The sequence below is a fragment of the Erythrobacter sp. JB2-19 genome, assembly GCF_057365005.1.
In genome coordinates, this window is record NZ_CP200290.1 from 1,503,380 (window position 1) to 1,524,804 (window position 21,425).

General features: G+C 55.9%; 21 protein-coding genes and 1 pseudogene. 9 read left to right on the forward strand and 13 right to left on the reverse strand.

Annotated elements, in window-relative coordinates; translation table 11 throughout:
- Nucleotides 1-1,203 (forward strand): exo-beta-N-acetylmuramidase NamZ family protein, encoded by a 1,203-nt coding sequence (locus AC0V6O_RS07095; RefSeq protein WP_486145539.1) that lies wholly within the window; start codon nt 1-3, stop codon nt 1,201-1,203.
- Between the two features lie 181 nt (nt 1,204-1,384).
- Here AC0V6O_RS07095 and AC0V6O_RS07100 read toward each other — a convergent pair.
- The 4 genes and pseudogenes from AC0V6O_RS07100 to AC0V6O_RS07115 form a co-directional block, all read right to left on the reverse strand.
- Nucleotides 1,385-1,940 (reverse strand): annotated as a pseudogene (locus tag AC0V6O_RS07100) (transposase); the annotation flags it as partial.
- A 108-nt stretch (nt 1,941-2,048) separates the two neighbouring features.
- Nucleotides 2,049-2,801 carry a hypothetical protein gene (locus AC0V6O_RS07105; RefSeq protein WP_486142736.1) on the reverse strand — a complete coding sequence of 251 codons (753 nt, stop codon included), beginning with the start codon at nt 2,799-2,801 and terminating at the stop codon, nt 2,049-2,051.
- Nucleotides 2,802-2,957: 156 nt separating this feature from the next.
- On the reverse strand, nt 2,958-4,142 hold the full coding sequence (locus AC0V6O_RS07110; RefSeq protein ID WP_486142738.1) for an alpha/beta hydrolase family protein: 1,185 nt from the start codon (nt 4,140-4,142) through the stop codon (nt 2,958-2,960).
- Between the two features lie 157 nt (nt 4,143-4,299).
- Nucleotides 4,300-5,004: a DUF2306 domain-containing protein gene (locus AC0V6O_RS07115; protein ID WP_486142740.1), complete on the reverse strand. Its 705-nt coding sequence runs from the start codon at nt 5,002-5,004 to the stop codon at nt 4,300-4,302.
- Between the two features lie 185 nt (nt 5,005-5,189).
- Here AC0V6O_RS07115 and AC0V6O_RS07120 point away from each other — a divergent pair, with 185 nt between their 5' ends.
- Entirely contained in the window at nt 5,190-5,927 is a 738-nt protein-coding gene (locus AC0V6O_RS07120; RefSeq protein ID WP_486142742.1) for a LytTR family DNA-binding domain-containing protein, read from the forward strand.
- Between the two features lie 59 nt (nt 5,928-5,986).
- Here the strand turns inward: AC0V6O_RS07120 and AC0V6O_RS07125 are convergent, their stop codons facing one another.
- Entirely contained in the window at nt 5,987-7,171 is a 1,185-nt protein-coding gene (locus AC0V6O_RS07125) for a vWA domain-containing protein (protein ID WP_486142744.1), read from the reverse strand.
- Between the two features lie 161 nt (nt 7,172-7,332).
- Here AC0V6O_RS07125 and AC0V6O_RS07130 point away from each other — a divergent pair, with 161 nt between their 5' ends.
- The gene (locus AC0V6O_RS07130; protein WP_486142746.1) at nt 7,333-8,733 is read left to right on the forward strand and encodes a methyl-accepting chemotaxis protein; all 1,401 of its coding nucleotides are present in this window, start codon (nt 7,333-7,335) and stop codon (nt 8,731-8,733) included.
- Between the two features lie 13 nt (nt 8,734-8,746).
- Here AC0V6O_RS07130 and AC0V6O_RS07135 read toward each other — a convergent pair whose 3' ends face one another.
- Both AC0V6O_RS07135 and AC0V6O_RS07140 read right to left on the reverse strand, forming a co-directional pair.
- Nucleotides 8,747-9,610 carry an AAA family ATPase gene (locus AC0V6O_RS07135; RefSeq protein WP_472638621.1) on the reverse strand — a complete coding sequence of 288 codons (864 nt, stop codon included), beginning with the start codon at nt 9,608-9,610 and terminating at the stop codon, nt 8,747-8,749.
- Between the two features lie 124 nt (nt 9,611-9,734).
- Complete coding sequence (locus AC0V6O_RS07140) at nt 9,735-11,024, reverse strand: serine hydrolase (protein WP_486142748.1); 1,290 nt, start codon at nt 11,022-11,024, stop codon at nt 9,735-9,737.
- Nucleotides 11,025-11,124: 100 nt separating this feature from the next.
- Between AC0V6O_RS07140 and AC0V6O_RS07145 the strand changes: the two genes are divergently transcribed.
- Both AC0V6O_RS07145 and AC0V6O_RS07150 read left to right on the forward strand, forming a co-directional pair.
- On the forward strand, nt 11,125-11,595 hold the full coding sequence (locus AC0V6O_RS07145) for an alpha/beta fold hydrolase (RefSeq protein WP_486142750.1): 471 nt from the start codon (nt 11,125-11,127) through the stop codon (nt 11,593-11,595).
- On the forward strand, nt 11,573-12,346 hold the full coding sequence (locus AC0V6O_RS07150; RefSeq protein WP_486142752.1) for an OsmC family protein: 774 nt from the start codon (nt 11,573-11,575) through the stop codon (nt 12,344-12,346). The genes AC0V6O_RS07145 and AC0V6O_RS07150 overlap by 23 nt, the downstream gene beginning before the upstream one ends.
- Here AC0V6O_RS07150 and AC0V6O_RS07155 read toward each other — a convergent pair.
- Genes AC0V6O_RS07155 through AC0V6O_RS07165 form a run of 3 tightly spaced genes read right to left on the reverse strand, consistent with a single transcriptional unit; the run spans nt 12,343 to nt 15,944 of the window.
- On the reverse strand, nt 12,343-12,738 hold the full coding sequence (locus AC0V6O_RS07155; RefSeq protein WP_486142754.1) for a hypothetical protein: 396 nt from the start codon (nt 12,736-12,738) through the stop codon (nt 12,343-12,345). The two genes, AC0V6O_RS07150 and AC0V6O_RS07155, sit on opposite strands and share 4 nt — an antisense overlap.
- Nucleotides 12,731-14,722, reverse strand: a complete 1,992-nt coding sequence (gene parE / locus AC0V6O_RS07160) for a DNA topoisomerase IV subunit B (RefSeq protein WP_486142756.1) — start codon at nt 14,720-14,722, stop codon at nt 12,731-12,733. Before parE ends, AC0V6O_RS07155 begins: the two co-directional genes overlap by 8 nt.
- A gap of 58 nt (nt 14,723-14,780) precedes the next feature.
- Entirely contained in the window at nt 14,781-15,944 is a 1,164-nt protein-coding gene (locus AC0V6O_RS07165; RefSeq protein ID WP_486142758.1) for a penicillin-binding protein activator, read from the reverse strand.
- A gap of 37 nt (nt 15,945-15,981) precedes the next feature.
- On the opposite strand from AC0V6O_RS07165, the gene rsmI reads away from it, so the two are divergent.
- Genes rsmI through gshB form a run of 3 tightly spaced genes read left to right on the forward strand, consistent with a single transcriptional unit; the run spans nt 15,982 to nt 18,171 of the window.
- A complete protein-coding gene (rsmI, locus tag AC0V6O_RS07170; RefSeq protein ID WP_486142760.1) occupies nt 15,982-16,839 on the forward strand; it encodes a 16S rRNA (cytidine(1402)-2'-O)-methyltransferase in 858 nt (285 codons plus the stop codon).
- The gene (locus AC0V6O_RS07175; RefSeq protein ID WP_486142762.1) at nt 16,836-17,186 is read left to right on the forward strand and encodes a YraN family protein; all 351 of its coding nucleotides are present in this window, start codon (nt 16,836-16,838) and stop codon (nt 17,184-17,186) included. The genes rsmI and AC0V6O_RS07175 overlap by 4 nt, the downstream gene beginning before the upstream one ends.
- Nucleotides 17,187-17,214: 28 nt before the next feature.
- Nucleotides 17,215-18,171 (forward strand): glutathione synthase, encoded by a 957-nt coding sequence (gene gshB / locus AC0V6O_RS07180; protein WP_486142764.1) that lies wholly within the window; start codon nt 17,215-17,217, stop codon nt 18,169-18,171.
- Between the two features lie 3 nt (nt 18,172-18,174).
- Here gshB and AC0V6O_RS07185 read toward each other — a convergent pair whose 3' ends face one another.
- From AC0V6O_RS07185 to hemW, 3 genes are all read right to left on the reverse strand, one after another.
- Nucleotides 18,175-18,684: an Ltp family lipoprotein gene (locus tag AC0V6O_RS07185; protein ID WP_486142766.1), complete on the reverse strand. Its 510-nt coding sequence runs from the start codon at nt 18,682-18,684 to the stop codon at nt 18,175-18,177.
- 96 nt (nt 18,685-18,780) lie between these two features.
- Nucleotides 18,781-19,686, reverse strand: a complete 906-nt coding sequence (locus tag AC0V6O_RS07190) for a tyrosine recombinase XerC (protein WP_486142768.1) — start codon at nt 19,684-19,686, stop codon at nt 18,781-18,783.
- Nucleotides 19,683-20,834, reverse strand: coding sequence for a radical SAM family heme chaperone HemW (gene hemW / locus AC0V6O_RS07195; RefSeq protein ID WP_486142770.1), 1,152 nt, complete (start codon nt 20,832-20,834; stop codon nt 19,683-19,685). The genes AC0V6O_RS07190 and hemW overlap by 4 nt, the downstream gene beginning before the upstream one ends.
- 93 nt (nt 20,835-20,927) lie before the next feature.
- Between hemW and AC0V6O_RS07200 the strand changes: the two genes are divergently transcribed.
- Nucleotides 20,928-21,419, forward strand: a complete 492-nt coding sequence (locus AC0V6O_RS07200; protein ID WP_486142772.1) for a CAP family protein — start codon at nt 20,928-20,930, stop codon at nt 21,417-21,419.
- The last annotated feature ends 6 nt before the right edge of the window (nt 21,420-21,425 follow it).

The window sequence follows — 21,425 nt, forward strand, 5'->3', positions numbered from 1 at the left end:
GTGAACTTCGGAATTGATCGCCTGTTGGCAGACAAGCAATTGCTCGGCGCCTTAGAGGGCAAACGCGTCGCTTTGGTAGCGCACCCGGCCAGTGTCACCGCTGATCTAACCCATTCGCTCGATGCGCTAATCGCCGCTGGAGTGAATGTGACCAGCGCCTTTGGCCCGCAGCATGGCCTGAAAGGTGATAAGCAGGACAATATGGTGGAGACGGCGGACGAGACCGATCCGCAATATGGCATTCCTGTGTTCTCGCTATATGGCGAGGTGCGTCGTCCAAGCGGTCAAATGATGTCGAGCGCGGACGTCTTTCTGTTTGATCTTCAGGATCTTGGTTGCCGTATTTATACCTTTGTTACGACGTTGCTCTACCTGCTGGAAGAGGCGGCCAAGGGCGGGAAAGAGGTCTGGGTGCTCGATCGTCCTAACCCTGCTGGTCGTCCAGTGGAGGGCACTTTGCTTGAGCCTGGGCATGAGAGCTTCGTCGGAGCAGCGCCTATGCCCATGCGCCACGGGCTGACCCTGGGCGAGATGGGACATTGGTTCATCGCCCACTTCGGCCTTGATGTGGACTACCGCGTGGTAGCGATGGAGGGGTGGGAGCCAAGCGGTGAGGGGCATGGCTGGCCCACGTCCCGGATCTGGATCAATCCTTCGCCCAATGCCGCCAATGTTAACATGGCTCGGGCCTATGCGGGCACGGTGATGATCGAAGGCGCCACTGTGTCAGAGGGCCGCGGGACCACGCGGCCATTGGAGGTGTTGTTCGGCGCGCCAAACATTGATGCAAAGGCTGTGCTGGCGGAGATGCACGGCCTCCAGCCTGATTGGCTTCAGGGATGCGCTCTGCGGGATTGTTGGTTTGAGCCGACCTTCCACAAGCACACAGGAAAGCTGTGTAACGCTTTGATGATCCATGCAGAAAGCCGGCATTACGATCATGATATGTTTAAGCCGTGGCGTCTTCAGGCGCTTGCCTTCAAGGCGATCCGCAGCCTCTATCCTGACTATGAATTGTGGCGCGGGACTGACTTCAAATATGAATACACCAATGATGTACTAGCCATTGATGTGATCAATGGTGGGCCATCTCTGCGCGAGTGGGTTGACGACGCAACCGCGCGGCCAAGCGATCTCGACGCGCTGGCGTTAAACGACGAGGCGGCGTGGGTGCAGACCGTGAGGGAGCATTTGCTTTATTGAGGGGTGTCCGCTTTTGGAGGTGAAAGCGGACATTGCCAAACTGCCGTTTCAGAGTTTGGCCTGCCCCGTTATGGCGGTCCACCCGTTAAGTTAGAGTTCCGGCCGTTGTGGTCGCCCTGCTGAACTGCCTTACGCTACGCTTCAGCCCGCCCAGCAGGGCGACCACAACCGTCGCACTTGCCTGCTTCTGCGGCACCTTGAGCCCCTCACGTCGCCATATCCGTTCAAGCCGCTTGGCGTTCACCAACCAACCTTCATTGCGCAGCAGTGTTGTGATCTGACGGCAGCCATGGCGACCATATTGCTGAGCTAGGCGGACAATCACCGATGTCAGTGGCTTCTCATCTGCAGCTTGCGTTGGGTCGAACGGTGCTGGCCAACGACCTTGCAGGCACGATGCTCGGATACATCCAGCACCTCCTGTACATGATCGATGGCCAGATGACGCCGTGAAGGGTTTAGTACTTTCCCTCCACAACCTCCTTCAATACTAGGGTATCCAGCGTCAGATCAGGCACCGCTTTCCTATGCCGCTGGTTCTCCTTCTCCAGATCCTTCAAGCGCCTCGCCTGGTTCACCTTTAGTCCGCCATACTCACGTCGCCAGCGGTAGTAGCTCTGCTCCGAGATGCCCAGCGACCGGCTGATCGCACCAACCCTCTCTCCCTGTGATAGCCGCACCTCGACCTCACGCAGCATCCCGATAATCTGTTCTGGCGTGTATCTCTTCCGTGCCATTCTCGGCTCCTTTCAAGCGGTAAATAGCCGAAATCCTAACTCTCAGTGTGGCTCACTTTCCTGGGGGCGGGCCAGGGTGCTGTTAGGCGCGATGCGCGACCCTTGCAGTCAATCTGACAAGACCAATAGCCCTGCAAGCGGACCGCCCTTGTCAGAAGAGTGCGAGCCTTGGTTGTTAGTATAAGGACGATCCCCGTCCCAACTAACAAATTGATCGACGACTTTATCGGCTTCGATATCGGTTAAGGATACGCGAGAATATGACATCTCACTGGGCCAAGCGAGTTGGTCTCGTTCGGCAGCGAGTAGATATTCAGCTGTTGATGTCTCGACTTCTTGAGCGGTGATGCATATCGTCAAATCTGATGCAATATGACGATCATCAATTTGGCTTGTCAGTTTTGCCTCCCTACCAAGGCAAGCGTCTTCATTATATCCCCGTTGATAACGGATGATTGGACTCTCCCCAATCTCAATGAAATCTAACGTTCCGTCTCCAACCTTCACTAGGAACGGCGCATAACATTGTTCAAATGAGTGAGAGCCAACACAGGAATAGGCAGCTTGCTCGACTCTCGAAAAACCAGGATCACGAATACGCAGACTTTTTACCGTAACATCCTGACCAATAGAGGTTTGTCTTTTCGGAGAATTTCTAAAATCACTCTCTTGGAGGCTGGCAACTGGATATTGCGCAAAATACAAAGCACCAAGAACAAGGTAGCCCCAAATCCCCCAGACAAAAGGGTTGGATGCGCGGCGAAATCGAGGAAAGAACTGGAGAGCCAAACAGACTGCCAAGCTGATGAGGAAGATCAAATTCAAAGCCAAGAAATTTGCGTAATCTTCGGTCAAAAACATGCCAATCCTCCGAACTTCGAATGTCCCATAACGTTAGTCCGGCCGCACCTTTCGATGTCATGCGTCTCAGCGGATGAGTCGCAAGCTAAAGGCTGACCTTCCGTTCCGTCCAATCGGCGGCGGCCACCTCGCTAGCCGCCTGATTTATCACCGCTTTCACCTATCGACCACGAATGCTCTGCCGTAATCGGCCTTAACCACACCCTTGGCCCAATCCGCCATCAGATCGTAATAGCCTGGCGTCACTTGGGTCATTTCACGTGAACCATCATCGCGTAAAGTGTATTCCCACATGCCGTGATCAGTGTCCGGGAATGTGTAAATCGTGATGTCTTTGCCTTCCTGTCTGAGAGTGGACAGTCTCTCTAACGTAAGATCAATCGGTGCTTCACGATCTTCGCCGGCGAGAACCCAAAGTTGAGGCACATCAACGCTTCGCATCACAGCCATTGGGTTTAGCGTCCAGTCAATATCTAGATCGTTGAAGCGTGGGACGCCATTTTCAGCCAGTTCCGCTGCAGACATTTTCAAAAAGACACCGCTATATCCCCCTTGGATCACTGAGAACCAAGGTTCTGCAGAGTACCTTCGTTGAAGATCGCTTAGTTCATCCAGACCATCGGTATAATCGGATGAGGCAATTCTGGCTGTCACGTCAGTAATCTCAACCGCTGCCGCCAGAACGCTCTCTGGGTATCCTGCGTCACGAAGTTCCTTTTGGACCTGTGCTGCATCTTCTTCCCGAATATCGGCAACAAGGCCGTATCCAATGCTGATGAAATCAGCCCGCGCATCTTTGGCGGCGAGCGGTGCGATCCACCCTCCTTGGCTCAGCCCTACGAGACCGAGGCGCCCAAACCGGCCTTCGGCCAATCGCTTTGCCTCTCGAGAAGCCGCCACCAAGTCCTTTGCAAGCAATGGAAAGTTCTGACTGTATCGGCCTTCAGACTGTCCCGTACCCCGCTTGTCGTAGACGAATACCGAGATGCCACGTCCGACCATCTGATACGGATCGCGCGCCCGCTCAATCCAGGCCGTATCTTCGGAGCCATGTGCAAACACCAATAGCGGCGTGCTATTGTCGGCACCAATCGGTTCAATAAGACGGCCGGTTAGCAGAATGCCATCGGCAAGAAAGCGGGTGTCGGTTTGGATGATGGGAACTCTATCCCAGACTTCAGCACTTTCAATACGCACGTCCCCGTCGCCGCATTCTACCATTGCTCCCGGCGATTGAATATTGCCTAGAATGCCATCGTTGAAGCTATACGCGAAGCCTTCACCAGACCGGGTTATCGCTACAAATCGCTTGGCGTCGGTCCGATAGATTCCACCTGGCATGCCAGAGGCGAGAACTCCCGCGTCGCCTGTGGTGTTCGCAGCTCAGAAGCGGTTTGCAAAGCAGGCATGCAAGCGGATGTGAAAAGGGCGCATGCGAATAAAGGAGAGTTTCCTAGTGTCATGTTTATGTCATCCGGCTTGAGTGAGATAGATCAACCTACTCTCTTGTTTGTCCAATTGGCGATTGGGCTACATTGTTATCAGCACTCTTTGTGGTCAGCGGGGGCCACAGGATAAAGAGAATGATCAGCATAGTACTCAACCCGGCCGGTAGAAATATGCTCCATGGCTGCAGCGCGATCATGACATTGCCTCCAGCTGCGGAAAGCAAGGCACCGAAACTGCCAAGCATCTTGACGATGTGCTCGTTCAACCATGAGCGTTTCAGCCAAGCTGCTCCGCCAATATTGCGCAGAAGATCATAGAAGGAGAATGCAAACATATTCCCAAGAGCGGAATAGCTTATTGTTGCTGCGTCCTGTGGTCCGGCCTGGATTAGAGCGATGATTCCTAAACCAGCAAGAATGGCGGCGCATGAGAGAGCGTTGTCGAAGGTCTTTGGTCCGCTCGTCCGAATAGCAAATACACGCACAGCGGAAATCAGCAGGTAGCTCGCAGACAGAGTCAGGGAGGCAAGGAGGGATCTAAAGCCGAAGACAAATGTACCAATGACGGCTGTCACCAACGCAACGGACATGACGAGCACGAAGAGCTTGCCGACGCGACGGTGCGTTGCACCTCCCTTGCGAGAGAAGATTTGATAAATGCCCAGCAAGATTGCCAAGGTTCCAAAGCTGACGTGGATGAGAATATTAAAATTATGTGCGAAGCTGTAATCAGCAAGCACCTCTAGCCAGTGCATAGCAGAAGTATCCTTGTTATAATGCTGTCTTTCCGTCAGAATTATGGGCCACAGGAAAATGTTGTGAAGTCGCTAGAAGCCGAATTGCACGCGAAATTCGCAAGTGGTAGCGTAAAGCCGCTGGCGTTTCGCGAATGGTAGAGAGATCAAAGCCTGTTTCACGCATGCGAGGGAGGACGCGCGCATTGGAGGGCGCGTTCATTCTGATTCTTGGTTTAGGGATCGGCCTTGCCGGGCCTTATGGTACTTTCGTTTCCCTCTCTTTGGAAACGCGTCTTTTATACTGGGTGACCATGCTGTTCGTGCCCTGGTGTATCTGGCAGGGGCTAAAAGCTCTTGTGATGCTGATTGCTCCGAGTTCGTTTTCACCGCGCCTGATGACAGCCTTGTTGATGCCTGGCTTTGCGATTGTCGGTTCGGCTTTCGGCGTACTGATGAATTGGCTCTTTGGCTTGATGCCAATGGATATGCCCTTCCTGCAGGCTTGGCCTATCGCGCTGGTTGCTTGGCTTGGCTTTTCGTTTCTGATCGTTTTACCACTTTTGATACTTGGTCAGGAGATCAGCCGCACCAATGAACGCGAGGGCGCGTCCAAGGCAATAGACCTTCTGAAGCGCAAGCTCCCGGCAGAGCTACAAGCGAGCCCTCTCATCGCTATGAAAGCAGAGGATCATTATGTCCGTGTCTATGCTGAGACTGGGGATACATTAATCCTGATGAGTTTCGAAGATGCGCTCATCGCAGTGGCAGGGTATCAAGGCGTACAAACACACCGCTCCTGGTGGATTGCACTGGATCAAGATATTGCCACAGCAGAACTACAATCGCTTGGCGCCTCTATTACCCTTAGACAAGGGGTTAGGGTTCCGGTCAGCCGCAGGCGTAAAAAAGCTGTCAAAGCGGCCTTGGCAGGGTTGGTATAGCGCCCCGCTAGTCAAACACTGAACTTTCGAATTTTTTGGGTCGTGAGCTGACATCAGGACTAGTGGCCCTGTTTGCGGCTCAGTTCGCGAGTTGCGTCGTCCAGACCGTCCAACGTCAGCGGGTACATCCGGTCATTCACCAGTTGCCTCAGCATCTTGGTTGACTGCGAATAACCCCACTGTTTTTCGGGCACTGGATTTAGCCATACGGTCGCCGGATAGGTATTGGTCACCCGGTTCATCCAGATCGCGCCGGCTTCTTCATTCATATGCTCAACGCTGCCGCCTGCATGGGTGATTTCATACGGGCTCATTGCTGCATCACCGACAAAGATCACTTTGTAATCATGGCCGAATTTGTGCAGTACATCCCAGGTCTTCGTGCGTTCCTGCCAGCGGCGTGAATTGTCTTTCCACACCCCTTCATAAAGGCAGTTGTGAAAGTAGAAGAATTCCAGGTTCTTGAACTCTGAGGAGGCCGCGCTGAACAGCTCCTCACACAGCTTGATAAAGGGATCCATCGACCCACCAACATCAAGGAACAACAGCAATTTCACCGCATTGTGCCGTTCGGGGCGCATGTGAATGTCGAGCCAGCCTTGCTTTGCGGTGCCATCAATCGTCGCATCCAGATCAAGCTCATCCGCTACGCCTTCGCGTGCAAAGCGGCGCAGGCGGCGCAGCGCCATCTTGATGTTGCGTGTGCCCAGCTCTTTGGTGTTGTCGAGGTTCTGAAACTCGCGCTTTTCCCATACTTTGATTGCGCGCTTGTGCTTGCTCTCACCGCCGATCCGCACGCCTTCGGGGTTGTAGCCTGAATTGCCGAATGGTGAGGTGCCGCCTGTGCCGATGAACTTGTTTCCGCCTTGGTGGCGCTTTTCCTGCTCTTCCAGACGTTTTTTCAGCGTGTCCATGATCTCGTCCCAATCGCCCAGGGATTTGATCTTTTCCATCTCTTCCTCGCTGAGGAATTTCTCGGCCACGGCTTTCAACCAGTCTTCCGGAATATCGACCGGGTTTTGACCGTAATCGGACAGAATGCCTTTGAAGACCTTGTTGAACACCTGATCAAAACGATCGATCAACCCTTCGTCCTTAACGAAGGTCGTACGGCTGAGGTAGTAAAAGGCCTCAGGCGTTTGCTCAATCACATCCTTGTCGAGCGCCTCCAGCAAGGTGAGGTGCTCTTTGAAACTGGCCGAAATCCCGGCTTCACGAAGTTCGTCGACGAAGTTGAAAAACATGGGCAAAGCTCTAACTGGACTGATCCTCAAGCGCTAGCCCTCAATCTCTGACTGCCGCCTTTACTGGCTCTAGCTATTAGCGCTTTCTTGGCCTCCTTAAGTCTTCGCTAACCATCACTGGTTACGAGTGCTTTGGACAAAGGATCGGGGACCCGGCGGCTATGAAGCCAATTGAAATTGATAAGACAAATGCGGCGTCGCTAAACGCTATTCCAGAAAGCTGTGCGGCGGTAACCGTCGGCTGCACTGACGTGGCTGGCGTTGTTGCGGAAGTAATCCGTTCGTCTGAGGCTTTGCGCGAAGAGCATGAGGCTTTGCGTGGCACCGTCAGCGCGCTGGAAGCTGACCAAGCGAAGGTTTCAGAGGCAAGTGACGAGGCCCGTCTGCTTTCGGAGCGAGCGATCGAGCGCTTGGGCGAGGGCACATCGCTGATCCGTTCTTCTTTGGGGCAGATCAACGCCGTGCTCGAACTGGTCGACACGCTTGGACAACACGTAACCGGTTTCGCGGCAGCAATGGATCAGGTTAGGCGCAGTGCGCAAGATATTGATCAAATTGCTGAAACCACCAACATTTTGGCGTTGAATGCCACGATTGAGGCGATGCGAGCCGGCGAAGCTGGTCGCACATTTGCCGTTGTGGCGGGCGAGGTAAAAAGCCTTGCCAACGATACGCGCAGAGCCACCGAGGAAATTTCGCAAACCATCGATACCCTGGGTGCAGAAGCGAGCGTGGTTATCGGCCAAATCGAAGAAGGCTCGCTCGCCAGCGGAGAGGCCAAAGCATCTGTATCGCGCATCGAGACGACCATCAGTAGCGTTGGCGAACTGGTTGAAGAAGTCGATAAACAAAACGACGTCATTGCACGTTCGACCGGGACTATCAGCGGCCATGTGGCCTCAGTTCAGGACGTGCTTGAGCGATATGATAATGCAACGCGCAAGAATGAAGGCCAGCTCCAAGACGCGCATGAGCGCATGGGAGAGTTGGAAATAACAGCAAGCGAAATGTTCGATAGCATAGTTAAGGCAGGGCTGAGTCCTGAAGACACCGCTATGGTCGTAAAGGCTCAAGGCTTGGCGACGAAGTTATCGGAGCTTACCGAAGAGGCTCTCAAAGATGGTGAGCTAACGATGGATCAGCTGTTTGACCAAGAATACAAAGAGGTTCCAGGCACCAATCCGCAACTTTACCGAACTTCGTTCAGCGATTGGGCCGACGCCAATTGGCGCCCTATCAACGACACGCTCTATGATGAACCGGGCGCGGTAATCATGTGTTCTCAGGCCGATATGAACGGCTTCTTGCCGACCCATATTACGGCGTGGTCACGCGAGCCGAAAGGCGAACTTGCCCATGATACAAAGTATTGCCGCAATGGGCGTAAAATCCTTGAGACGATCGACCATAAGGCAAAGGCCAGCAATGCGCCGTATATGATGGCAATTTATCGCCAAGAAGGCGATGGTAAGACCTATCGCGTTATTCGCAATGTCTATGTGCCATTGGTGATCAAAGGGCGCCGATGGGGCGATCTAGAGCTGCCCTACACGTTCGATTGACAAGGTTCGAGTGTTAACTGGGGTTGCGCCGCGCCATAAAGGCCAGTCGTTCAAACATCATCACGTCTTGCTCATTCTTGAGCAGTGCACCGTGCAGCGGCGGGATGGCGCTGTTCGGATTGGCATCCTGCAGCGTTTCTAGCGGCATATCTTCGTTCATCAGCAGTTTTAACCAATCGAGCAGCTCACTGGTTGATGGTTTTTTCTTGAGGCCGGGCACTTCGCGCAGCTCATAGAAGATATCCATCGCCTTTTTGACGAGCGTCTTTTGGATTCCGGGATAGTGCACATCGATGATCGACTGCATCGTGTCGCGGTCTGGGAACTTGATATAGTGGAAGAAACAGCGACGCAGGAACGCGTCTGGCAATTCCTTCTCATTGTTTGAGGTGATGACAACGATTGGGCGCTCTTTAGCCGCCACGCGCTCTTGCGTTTCGTAGACGTCGAAGCTCATCCGATCGAGCTCTTGCAGGAGATCGTTTGGAAATTCGATGTCGGCCTTATCGATCTCGTCGATCAACAAAACTGGCAGCTGCTCAGAGGTGAAGGCCTCCCACAATTTGCCCTTCTTGATGTAATTGCGGATGTCATGGACCCGCTCTTCGCCCAGCTGGCCATCACGCAACCGTGCAACCGCATCATATTCATACAGGCCCTGCTGAGCCTTTGTGGTCGATTTCACATTCCACTCGATCAACGGCGCGCCAATGGCCTTAGCAATCTCATGCGCCAATACGGTTTTGCCTGTGCCAGGTTCACCTTTGACCAGCAGAGGCCGTCGCAAAGTCACCGCAGCATCCACCGCAACTTTCAGATCATCGGTGGCGATGTAATCATTGGTGCCTTCAAAGCGCTGCTGCGTCGTGTCGGTCATGGGTTTTCCTGTAAATCTCAAATGGCAACTTTTAACGCGAGCGTTAAGGTCGATCCGTTCGGGTGGCAAGGGTGACGCTACGTAAGCTCGCGCTCAAATTGGAGGTCTGTTCTGGGCGACTGCTTTAGCGGGGCAGGGCCAGGATGCGCTGCGCGATCAGCTCTAGCTTGCTGTTTTCAAGTGCAGCATCCGGGTTATTCCAGCTGAGTATGAGGACATGCTCGTTGCCACTGAAATCAGTGAGCAGCCAGGTAAGGTTGAGGACGCCGGGCTCCGATCCGCCCTTATATCCAACGTAAGCCCAATCTTCGCGCGCACTGGCTCGCACCGATGGATTGATACCCATAATTGAAAACGCCGTATAATCGGTCACTCTATTCATATGATGGAACAATTTGCGCAGATCATTGGCGCTCGCGAACCATTCAACATCCAGTGCGACCGGACCATCCGCAAAAGCGGAGTTAACGTCATCAGCGGTCACGGACACCACGTCAATTTCTCGCAACATCGCCAGCTTGCGCTCAATGCTGGTTTCCGATCGGTAAGCCTCTAAGACTTCACGCGGGCCGCCCTTCAAAGCAAACAGTTCTAGAGTGGTCAAAAGCGGATTGGCTTTGGCGGGGTTGCTGTGGCCACTTTCTTCTAGCAGCTTGGCAATGCGGTCCCTCCCGAGCACATGTATCAACTCGTCTGTCGCGGTATTGTCGCTGATTGAGATCATCATACCAGCAAGTGTATGTAACGTTACTGGAGCGCCTTGAGGCCAGTCTTGCATCATGCCGCTAGGAAAGCTTTCTCGGCTTAGCGATACCACGTCGTCCCAGCTGCGCTTTCCCGCCTCAATATCCTCGGCGAGGGCCGCCAAGACATAGAGTTTAAATGTAGACCCAATCGCGAATTGATCATCAGGATTGATCGAGAGTTTTGGGACGCCGCCGTTGAGCGGACCATAATAAACGCCCACTTTGCCCGGCAGTGCTGCAAGATCAGCCTCGATTTTCGCGAAACTGTCATCGATTGTATCAAATTCGCGTAATAATAGGCCTTCGATTTTGTGCGGCTCAATTGGACTCAGAGCCAAAGTGCCTCTTCCAATCGCCCGTTCGAAGCGGATCGCGATGTTCGCGGAGAACTCACCGGTCGGTTCAATGCTCTCAACAACGATGGCTGCGCCAAATTGCGACGTGAGCTGCTGCGTCACAACATTGAATTGTGCAGGAGGGACTGCGGCCAAGAATTGCTGCCCGAAAACATCTTCGGTCGCTTTTTCTTGCTTTAGCAAAGCGATCACATCCTGTGTCCGTATTTTTAGCGGCTCGGAAACAGCCGTCTCGTTATCATTGGCGTCTTGCGCAAAAGCGGCGCTAGGGATGAGTAGGAGCGAAAGGGCGAGCACAAGGATTCTAAGCATGAAATGTGTTGTGCATCGCGCCATGATCCTCTGCAAGGCGTAACCAAATGGCGAAGGTGCGCTAATAGCTTTACAAGCATCACCCATAGGAGGGACCACAATGCCGACAGAGACACTCTCGATCACGACCACCACTGGACACAGCCTGGATGGAGCGCTGGAAATGCCAACCGGCCTGGTCAGGGGCGCTGCGGTCTTTGCGCATTGCTTCACCTGCACCAAGAAGAGCCGCGCCGCGATTAGTGTCGCGCGCGCATTGGCCGCGCAAGGCATTGCGACGCTGAGGTTCGACTTTACCGGGCTTGGTGGGAGCGAAGGCGAATTTGGCCGCGCTGGCTTTGCTACGGATATCGCTGATCTCGTTTCCGTTGCGGGCGCTTTGCGGGCGCGCTTCAATGCTCCGCTACTATTGGTTGGGCATAGTCTTGGCGGAGCGGCGGTGCTGGCCGCTGCGCATGAGCTGGGCGCGGAGAACGTCGCAGCTATCGCGACGATTGGCGCGCCTTCGGATGTCCCGCATGTGCTGCACATCATCAAAGGCGATCACGATGCGATTCTGCGCGGACGGTGAGGGGCCAGTGACTATTGGTGGGCAAAGCTTTTCGGTCAGTCGGGAGTTTCTAGAACGAACGGAATCGGTCAAGCTGCTCGAACTGGTGAAGGAGCTGAGGCTCCCCTATCTGGCATTACACTCGCCGATCGACACAATCGTTGGTGTAGAGCACGCGGCGGCTCTGTTTCAGGCCGCCTATCACCCAAAGAGTTTCATTAGTCTGGACGATGCCGATCACCTGTTGACGAAGGGAGAAGATGCCGAATATGCCGCTGTAGCGATCGCTTCATGGGCAAAGCGGTACCTCAAAAGTTGCGGCGAAACTGAGCTGCCAGAAGCAGGCGTCTTGGTGAAGTCTGGCCATGGCAAGTTCGGAACCGAGGTGTTCACCGCCAGCCACCGCTTCGTGGCTGATGAACCGCGCAGCTATGGCGGTGATGACAGCGGCCCAACGCCGTATGATTTGCTCAACGCTGCGCTGGGCACTTGCACCGCCATGACGATGAAAATGTACGCTGACCGAAAGGGATGGCCGGTAGAGAGCTACCAAGTGCATGTGACCCATGAACGCGATCATGCGGACGACTGTGATCATTGCGAGGAAGAGGGAGAGGGTGCGAAAATCCAGGCGCTCAATCGCTCGATTACGGTGCTAGGTAATGAATTGACGGATGATCAACGCGCGAAGATTATTGAGATCGCCGACAAATGCCCTGTACACCGAACGTTAGAGGGACATTTGCATATCCATACCGAAATGGCGGATTAGAGGCGCGATGACGCCGTCAGCGCGACCAGCGCAAACTGCACGATAAGCAGCACGATGGTGGCGACCTTCCATCCGGTCGCGGCGTCCTTCATCCCCCGGTCCCATGTCCATGCGCCAATCGCTCCGGTGGCAATGGCTGCACCGGCAATGGTGAAATATCCGCTTTTGCCGATCAGCAGCATGAAGATTGCGAACATGGCGATTGATTGCAGTAGGAATGCCGCCGCAAACCAGGCGATGGGAATGGGGCGGTAAACGGCATCAGGGATATGCCAATCGGGTAGAGCGCTGTCCGGGCGCGAGATACGGCGGTCGCCCGCCATGATGTCTTCCTCGCGCGGGTTTGGATATTTTTTTGGCGCATCGTCAGGCGGGGGCTGATCGTCAGGCATCAATCGCCTCGCGATCGACCTCACCAGCGCGGTTCTGGATGAAGTTGAAGCGGTGCTCTGGATTGCGCCCCATCAATTGATCGACGACCTCTTTCACCGCTGCGCGATCTTCAAATTCTTGCGGTAAGGTAATACGGATCAGGCTGCGCGTGTCAGGATCCATAGTGGTCTCGCGAAGCTGTTGAGGGTTCATCTCGCCAAGACCCTTAAACCGACCAACCTCAACCTTTTTGCCTTTGAAAACCGTCTCTTCCAGCTGCGCGCGGTGCGCATCGTCATTGGCATAGCGGCTTTCTTTGCCAGCGGTGAGCTTATAGAGCGGCGGCTTGGCCAGGAACAGGTGCCCCTTTTTCACAATGTCTGACATTTCCTGGAAGAAGAACGTCATGAGCAGGGTTGCAATGTGCGCGCCATCAACGTCCGCATCGGTCATGATGATTACGCGGTCGTAACGAAGGTTTTCCGCGTCACAATCTTTGCGCGTGCCGCAACCGAGCGCGAGTGAGAGATCAGCGATCTCCTGATTGGCCCGGATCTTATCCGCTGTAGCGGATGCTACGTTCAGGATCTTACCGCGGATTGGCAGGATCGCCTGCGTCTTGCGATTGCGCGCCTGTTTCGCGCTGCCACCGGCCGAATCGCCCTCAACGATAAAGAGCTCGGTTTCTTTGTCGCCTTCGCCCGAACAATCGGTCAGCTTGCCCGGTAGGCGGAGCTTTTTGGCATTGGTTGCGGTTTTGCGCTTGATCTCGCGCTCTTGCTTGCGGCGCAGGCGCTCATCCATGCGTTCCATAACCTCGCCAAGCAGGGCCTTACCCCGGTCCATATTGTCGGTGAGGAAGTGGTCGAAATGGTCGCGCACGGCGTTCTCAACGAAGCGTGCGGCCTCTGGCGAAGTCAGTCGGTCCTTCGTTTGCGACTGAAATGATGGATCGCGGATAAAGACGCTGAGCATCACCTCGCCGCCTGTCATCACGTCGTCTGCGCTAATATCCTTGGCTTTCTTTGTGCCAGTCAGCTCGCCAAAGGCGCGTAGCCCTTTTGTCAGAGCAGCCCTGAGGCCTTGCTCGTGCGTTCCGCCATCGGGTGTTGGAACAGTGTTACAATACCAGCTGGTCGATCCATCGGAATAGAGCGGCCATGCGATGGCCCATTCGACCCGGCCTTGCGAGGTGCCGCTGTCGTCCTCGGGAAAGTCTTGATTGCCGGTAAAGGCCTGCGCGGTTACGCATTCGCGCGCACCCACCTGCTCGGCCAAATGGTCAGCGAGACCTCCTGGGAACTTGAAAGTGGCCTCTTCGGGAACATCTTCGGACGCGAGGCTGGGCGCGCATTTCCAGCGGATTTCGACGCCCGCAAACAGATAGGCTTTGGAGCGAGCTAGCTTGAACAGCCGTTGCGGTTTGAATTTACGATCGCCAAAGATCTCTTCATCGGGCGTGAAGCTGACCTGAGTTCCGCGCCGATTGGGTGTTGCGCCCAGGTTCTCGATTTTCCCGAGGGTTTGCCCCTTGGAAAATTCCTGTGCGAACAATTGCTTGTCGCGCGCAACTTCGACGCGGGTGTGCGATGACAATGCGTTGACGACGCTGACGCCAACCCCGTGCAGACCGCCGCTGGTTGCATAGGCCTTGCCGGAGAATTTACCGCCGGAGTGAAGCGTCGAAAGGATCACCTCAAGCGTGGATTTGCCCGGGAACTTGGGGTGCTCATCGACTGGTATGCCGCGGCCATTGTCACCGATGGTCAGGCGATTGCCTTCCTCCAGGCGCACTTCGATACGGTTGGCATGGCCTGCAACGGCTTCGTCCATCGAGTTATCGAGCACTTCGGCGGCAAGGTGATGCAGCGCGCGGTCATCCGTGCCGCCAATATACATCCCCGGCCGGCGGCGCACCGGCTCCAGCCCTTCGAGCACCTCAATCGAGGAGGAATCGTAATCGCCGCTCGTTGACGGAGTACCTTCAAACAGATCATCTGACATGCGTAAGGCTATAGGCTCGGCAGAGAGCCGCTAACAAGCAGGTGGCTATACGTTTTGCTCAGTCCTCGAAGCGTTGGGGCGCCTGATCCACGATTACGACGCTGTTGCCGCGCACCTCGCGCACTTCCATCGCACGTTCGACCACGCCGTTGCGCTGGAACCGGAACGGGCCATCCAGACCCAGGAAGCCGCCGCGATCACGCAATTGCCGTTCAGGGAACTGGCTGCCAACGCGCCAATCGCGCGCCACTCTGAGCGTTAGCAGAACCGCATCATAACCCAGGGTAGAGATCCGGTATGGCTTTGAGCCAAAGCGACTCTCGTAGCTTTCGGTAAAGCGCCTATACCGACCGTCAGATACCGCAGAGAACAATGCACCCCGCATTGCGCCGGATCGGGTGAGGGCGGTTTCACCGCTCCACAGTTCCGTGCCAAGGATGCGGGAGTTTACGCCGTTTTCTTTCTTAAGCTCACCAGCGGCCTGGACCGAAAGCCTCGCGCCTTCTCCCAGCAACACTGTGTCATAGCCGCCAGCATCGCGCAGGCGCTGGGCCGCACTGACGATAGAGGTGTTTCCGCGTGAATAGCGCTGACTTGTGGTTAGCGATCCGCCAAAATCACGCAGAGCATTGCTCAGCGCGCTCAAGGAACGATCGCCGTAATCACTGTTTGACAAAAGAGCGGCAAATCGCGTTGCACCTTGATTGCGCGCATATCGCACACTGCGACGGATCGATTGCTCTGGAATGTGCCCCATTACAAACACATCAGGACTCGCAACGTTGGTGTCGTTTGAGAATGAGATCGTCGTCACGCCCGCTGGGCGCGCCTGAGCCTGCACGCTTGCCACATTTTCGGACATCAATGGGCCGAGGATCAGGCGGTTGCCGTCGGCAATCGCTCTACGAGCTGCCGCGCCTGCGCCCTGCGAAGTGTCATAGGTCGTGATCCGCAGATTGTTAGCATTGGTATCGAGCAAAGCCATGGTAGTCGCATTCGCCAGCGACTGACCAACGGCGCCTGTGCTGCCTGACATGGGAACAAGCAGAGCAATCCGGTGACGGGTCGCATCCGTTGGCAAAGCGGTCGCGCTTGGCTCCGTCGATGGACCCGGGTCAGTGGTGGTGGTTGGCCCCGTCTTGGGGATCACCTGACACCCGCCGAGCACAGCGGCAGTGCCCGCAATCACCAGAGTGCGCCGATTAAACCAATTACGCTTCATACTTGCCGACCCCTGTTGGCTGTTCCAAAGAGCCTGGGTGACTGACCCGCACTCTTCATCGCCTGTATCAAAAACACTTGAGCAGGGCCTCTACATTGTAGCAACTCCGATTGGCAATCTCGGCGATATAACGCTCCGTGCTGTCGACATTTTGCAACGTTGTGATGTGATTGCCTGTGAGGACACGCGGGTCACGGGCAAGCTTTTGTCACATCTTGGCATCTCGAAACGAATGCGGCGCTATGATGACCACAGCGAGGAGGGGACGAGGTGCGAGCTTATCGATGCGGCGCGCACTGGCTCTGTGGCGCTGGTGAGCGACGCGGGTACTCCGCTGGTTTCTGACCCAGGCTTTCGGCTGGTGCGCGATGCAAGAGAGGCTGATGTAGCGGTTACTACGCTGCCTGGAGCTTGCGCAGCGATCGCGGGACTGACGCTGGCGGGCCTGCCCAATGATCGTTTCCTGTTCGCGGGATTCCTACCCGTGAAGCAGAAGGCGCGCGGAGAGGTGCTGCAAGAACTCGGCGCGGTGAACACGACGCTGATTTTCTATGAGACAGGGCCGCGGCTGGTCAAAAGCCTAGATGCCATCGCCTTAGATATGCCTGATCGGCAGGTCGCGGTGGCCCGCGAGCTGACCAAGCTGCATGAGGAATGCCGGGCAGGGACGGCAGCGGAACTTGCCGTCCATTACACGAACCATCCGCCCAAGGGTGAGATTGTGCTGCTCATCAGCCCGCCATCAGGTGATGCGCCAATCGGCGATCCTGATGAGCTGCTGAGAGAAGCGCTGGAAACCATGAGCCCCAGCAAGGCGGCAGGACAAGTGGCGAAGGCCAGCGGGTTGGACCGCAAGACGCTCTATGCACGCGCGGTGGAGCTCAAGGCGCAATGAAGCGTCAGATCGCGGAAAAGAGCGGCCGCGATGGCGAACTACGGGCGGCCATGTGGCTGCGCCTCAAAGGGTGGCAAATCCTTGCTCAAAGGGTGAAGACGCCTCGCGGAGAGATTGACCTTATTGCTCGTAAGGGAACGCTTGTTGCCTTCACTGAGGTGAAATGGCGCAAGAAGAAGGCTGATCTCGACTACGCGATAGACGAAAGGCGCCTAACCCGCGTTGCCGCCGCCGCCGAATGCGTCGCCCATGAATACCTGCGCGAGGGCGATGATATGCGAATTGACGTTATCCTCCTTGCACCGGGCAGCATGCCTCGCCACATCACCAATGCCTGGATGCCGTAGACTGGCACCCGCTTCGAAAGGATTATTGATGAGTCTTCGCATCGCGGTTCAGATGGACCCCATTGAAAATATCAACATCAAGGGCGATTCCAGCTTTGCGCTGATGCTGGCAGCGCAGGAGCGCGGGCATTCGATTTTCGAATATCACGTGGAGAGCCTGACGCTGGATGCGGATGACCGTCTGTTTGCCGAATGCTCTCCGGTCACGGTGCAGCGGGTGGAGGGTGATCATTTCACCAAAGGCGCGGCTGAGCGGCTCGATCTGGGCAAGGATATCGACGTTATCCTGATGCGGCAGGACCCGCCGTTTCACATGGGCTATATCACCGCGACCCATCTGCTGGAGCGGATTGGCAAAGAGACCCTCGTGGTCAATGATCCTGCGAATGTTCGCAATTCGCCTGAAAAGGTCATGGTACTCGACTACCGCCGGTTTATGCCGCCGACCCTGATCACGCGCTCCCCAGACGAGGTGAAGCGGTTTATGGCGGAACATGGGGCAGTGGTGGTGAAGCCCATCCACGGCAATGGCGGCAAAGCGATCTTCCGCGTGCCAGCCGATGGAGACAATCTCACCGCCCTATTTGAGGTGTTCAACCAGACCTGGCCAGAGCCGCATATGGTCCAGCCTTTCCTCCCTGAGGTGGCGGAAGGCGACAAGCGTATCGTGCTGGTCGATGGCGAAGTTGCGGGCGCAATCAACCGGATACCGGGCGAGGGCGAGTTTCGTTCTAACCTGGCGATGGGCGGAAGCGCGGAAAAGACCGGCCTGACCGAACGCGAGCAAGAGATTTGCGATGCGATGGGGCCAGAGCTCAAGCGGCTGGGCCTTACATTTGTCGGTATCGATGTGATCGGCGGCAAATGGCTGACTGAGATCAATGTGACTTCACCGACTGGCATTGTGGCCATCGATGCGTTTAATGGCACGGATACGGCTGGGATGATCTGGGACGCTATTGAAGGGCGGGTGCAACTGATTTGACGATCAACAAGCTCCTGCTTGTTCGGCTCCATACCGGGCTTCGCCTTGCGTGAACTTATCACCAGCTTGAGAAGAAAGTTGCTCAATGAGGCCATTGCAAGAAGACCCCATCATGTTGGTGTAGTTCTTAGCACTCTCAGCAGCTTCCGCGTTCCAGTCAACATTCAGACTTTCAACCGCGACAGCAGCGTCCGCTCGCTCGTAGCCATCGCCCGCGCTCGAAGATAGTTGATCGATAAGCCCTGCTTTAGAAAACCCCATCATATCCAGATAGTTTTGCGCGCTGCGCGCTGCATTTCTTTGTGGACCGGTCAAAGTAGCTGCGGCTGCCGCAGTCGCATCATCGGTATCAGACTGCGCTTCAGTGTTTTCGGCTGTCTGGCCTTCTTCCTCATTCGATGCCGCGCCATCAACGGCAACTTTGCTTCCTGAGTCATCTGGCTGGCCAAAAATAGCTACCAACAGCATCAACCCCAAGAAAACCCCACCACCCCACAATACAATTTTCTTCATTTTGTTGCCCCGTAAACAATTTATTTTGTATTCGCGCGACAGGTTTATCGAATTTGATACTGCAAATCAAATCAATGTTTTGATCTCAAGGCCTATTTAAGCCTTACTCTTCTTCGCCCTTGGATGCGCGTTCCGATAATTCTCCAGCATCGTCGCAGCATCAACCTTGGTGTAGATCTGCGTTGAGCCCAAAGATGCATGGCCCAGCAGTTCTTGCAGGCTTCTGAGGTCCGCGCCTGCGCCCAGCAAGTGCGTGGCAAAGGAGTGGCGCAGGGCATGCGGAGTTGCCGTATCGGGCAGGCCCAACGCGCGGCGCGCGTTTGCCATCGCCTTTTGCACCATGCCGGGGGACAGCGGGCCGCCCTTCGCCCCTCGGAACAGCGCTTCGCTAGGCTCAGCCTTCCACGGGCAAAGCTCTGCATAGCGCGCCACCGCATCCCGCGTGACGGGCAAGATCGGGACAATTCGCTGCTTTCCGCCTTTGCCTGTCACTTGCAGGATCTCACCCAGCTCCGCATCGCACCATTTGAGCGACAGCGCTTCCGCGATGCGCAGGCCCGATCCATACATCAGCAGCAGCACCGCTCGATCACGCACGCCGATCCAGTCCTCGTCCGGCATGCCCGCGACAAGATCAGCTATGTTCACAGCTTCATCAGGGGTGACAGGGCGTGGCAGGCCCTTCTTGGTGCGCGGGCCGCGTAGGCGAGGGGCGGATGGATCAGGATCGCCGGTCTGCGCCCGGGCGAAGGTGATGAACGCCTTGAGCGCGGATAGCTCGCGCGCTGTGCTGGCGTTGGAAAGGCCGTCGGTGCGGCGTGTGGCGAGATGCGCGCGCAGGTCATGCGCCTCCAATCCAGCAACGCCATCCCAATCCGTCAGATTGCGCGCCTTCAGCAGTCGTTCCGCTGCAGAGCAATAGGCGCGCACCGTGTGCGGGCTGCGCCTCCGTCCCTCGGCCAGATGATCGCGCCATTCAGACAGGAGATCGTGCAGGCTCACGCGTCCACCAGACTGTCGGCCACCACTTCGCCAAGCAGCGCGTCGAGCAATGGCAAGCCCGCTTGCGTCACGCCAACTGCGTCATCGCGCCGCCACATCAGGCCAAGGTCGCAGTTGCGGGTCAATCCGCGCGGATCGATTAATTGCGCCTCTTCCAATTCGAAGCGCGCCGACAACGCGCCAAGGTCGATCCCCTCGATCAGGCGCAGACCCATCAGCAGCGCTTCTGCAGCTTGATCTCTCGGGCGAAGCGCCTGTTTGTCGGCAATACCGTGCCCTTGCTCACTTACGGCGCGAAGGAAGTTTTCGGGCTTCTTGTGCCGCGTTATCGCCATTCCGCCGCGCCGACCATGCGCGCCGGGGCCAATCCCGCAATAATCCTGATAACGCCAATAGGTGAGGTTATGGCGGCTCTCCTCACCCAGCCGCGCGTGATTGCTGATTTCATAGGCGGGCAGGCCAGCCTTGCCAGTCAGCTGTTGCGTGATCGTGAACAGCTCAGCCGCCGCATCGTCATCTAACGGCGTGAAGATCCCACGCCGCACATCGCTGGCAAAGCGCGTGCCCGGTTCAATTGTGAGCTGGTACAACGACAGATGCGAAGTGCCGAGCGACAGCGCGCGCGCGAGCTGCGCCTCCCACAATTCTGGGGTGTGATCAGGTAAAGCGTAGATGAGGTCAAAGCTCACCCGTTCAAAATGCTCTTGCGCGGTGGCGAGCGCGGCTAGCGCTTCGTCTGCCCCATGTAGTCGCCCGAGCCATTGTAAACTTTCGTCTTCAAGCGATTGAACACCCAGCGAAACGCGATTGATCCCGGCGTTTGCCAAGGCCGAAAAATTGCTCGCTTCGACGGAGGAGGGGTTGGCCTCCAAGGTAATTTCAATTTCAGGGACGAACCCCCACAATTGCTCTGCCTCGGCCAGCAGCGCCGTGACCAGTTCAGGCGGCATCAGCGAAGGCGTACCTCCACCGAAAAAGATCGATGTCAGCGGCTCTCCGCCGGCCAGTTTCGCCTCAAACCGCATATCGGCGAGCAAGGCAGTGTGCCATAGCTGCACGTCCACGCTGGCGCGGACATGCGAGTTGAAATCGCAATAGGGGCATTTCTTCGCGCAGAAGGGCCAGTGGATGTAAAGAGCACGCGCCATCGCTTCTTTCAGCCTTTGTTAAAGGCTCTAAGTCAAGGTTGGAACATGCGTTTCAGCGTGAAAATCTTTGGGTGTCTGGCCCTTCTTACGAGCGTGAGCGCGCCAAGTGCGTTTGCGCAGGAACGCCAGAATTCTGCCTCGCATGCAGACCGCTTCGCCAGTGAATTGTTGCAAGCGCACAATGTAGAACGCGCCGAATTCGGTGTTGAGGCACTCTCATGGTCTCCGCAGCTCGCCAATGAGGCTCAGGATTGGGCCAATCAGCTCGCGCGCAGGGGCACAATGCTGCACGCCTCGCTGGATCAGCGCAAAGGGCGCGGCGAAAATCTCTGGATGGGCACCGCAGGTTATTTCAGCCTCAGCGCGATGATCGGCTTTTTTTCTGAGGAAAAGCGGCACTTTAAGCCCGGCACTTTCCCAAATGTCTCACGCACCGGGAATTGGGCCGATGTCGGTCACTACACGCAAATGGTCTGGGCTGAGACACGTGAAGTCGGCTGCGCAATTGCGCGGCGCAGAGGCAATGAATTCCTAGTGTGCCGATATTGGCCCGCAGGAAACACATATGGCCGCAAGGTGGGTTGAGCGCTG

Bases quoted from the DNA above. Each gene is read 5' to 3' on its own strand.
- AC0V6O_RS07125 (WP_486142744.1), bottom strand. From the start codon at position 7,171: ATGTTTTTCAACTTCGTCGACGAACTTCGTGAAGCCGGGATTTCGGCC.
- AC0V6O_RS07115 (WP_486142740.1), bottom strand. From the start codon at position 5,004: ATGCACTGGCTAGAGGTGCTTGCTGATTACAGCTTCGCACATAATTTT.
- AC0V6O_RS07150 (WP_486142752.1), top strand. From the start codon at position 11,573: ATGCGATTCTGCGCGGACGGTGAGGGGCCAGTGACTATTGGTGGGCAA.
- AC0V6O_RS07145 (WP_486142750.1), top strand. From the start codon at position 11,125: ATGCCGACAGAGACACTCTCGATCACGACCACCACTGGACACAGCCTG.
- parE (WP_486142756.1), bottom strand. From the start codon at position 14,722: ATGTCAGATGATCTGTTTGAAGGTACTCCGTCAACGAGCGGCGATTAC.
- AC0V6O_RS07130 (WP_486142746.1), top strand. From the start codon at position 7,333: ATGAAGCCAATTGAAATTGATAAGACAAATGCGGCGTCGCTAAACGCT.
- AC0V6O_RS07175 (WP_486142762.1), top strand. From the start codon at position 16,836: ATGAAGCGTCAGATCGCGGAAAAGAGCGGCCGCGATGGCGAACTACGG.
- AC0V6O_RS07155 (WP_486142754.1), bottom strand. From the start codon at position 12,738: ATGCCTGACGATCAGCCCCCGCCTGACGATGCGCCAAAAAAATATCCA.
- AC0V6O_RS07140 (WP_486142748.1), bottom strand. From the start codon at position 11,024: ATGCTTAGAATCCTTGTGCTCGCCCTTTCGCTCCTACTCATCCCTAGC.
- AC0V6O_RS07165 (WP_486142758.1), bottom strand. From the start codon at position 15,944: ATGAAGCGTAATTGGTTTAATCGGCGCACTCTGGTGATTGCGGGCACT.
- AC0V6O_RS07110 (WP_486142738.1), bottom strand. From the start codon at position 4,142: ATGCCAGGTGGAATCTATCGGACCGACGCCAAGCGATTTGTAGCGATA.
- AC0V6O_RS07185 (WP_486142766.1), bottom strand. From the start codon at position 18,684: ATGAAGAAAATTGTATTGTGGGGTGGTGGGGTTTTCTTGGGGTTGATG.
- AC0V6O_RS07105 (WP_486142736.1), bottom strand. From the start codon at position 2,801: ATGTTTTTGACCGAAGATTACGCAAATTTCTTGGCTTTGAATTTGATC.
- hemW (WP_486142770.1), bottom strand. From the start codon at position 20,834: ATGGCGCGTGCTCTTTACATCCACTGGCCCTTCTGCGCGAAGAAATGC.
- AC0V6O_RS07135 (WP_472638621.1), bottom strand. From the start codon at position 9,610: ATGACCGACACGACGCAGCAGCGCTTTGAAGGCACCAATGATTACATC.
- gshB (WP_486142764.1), top strand. From the start codon at position 17,215: ATGAGTCTTCGCATCGCGGTTCAGATGGACCCCATTGAAAATATCAAC.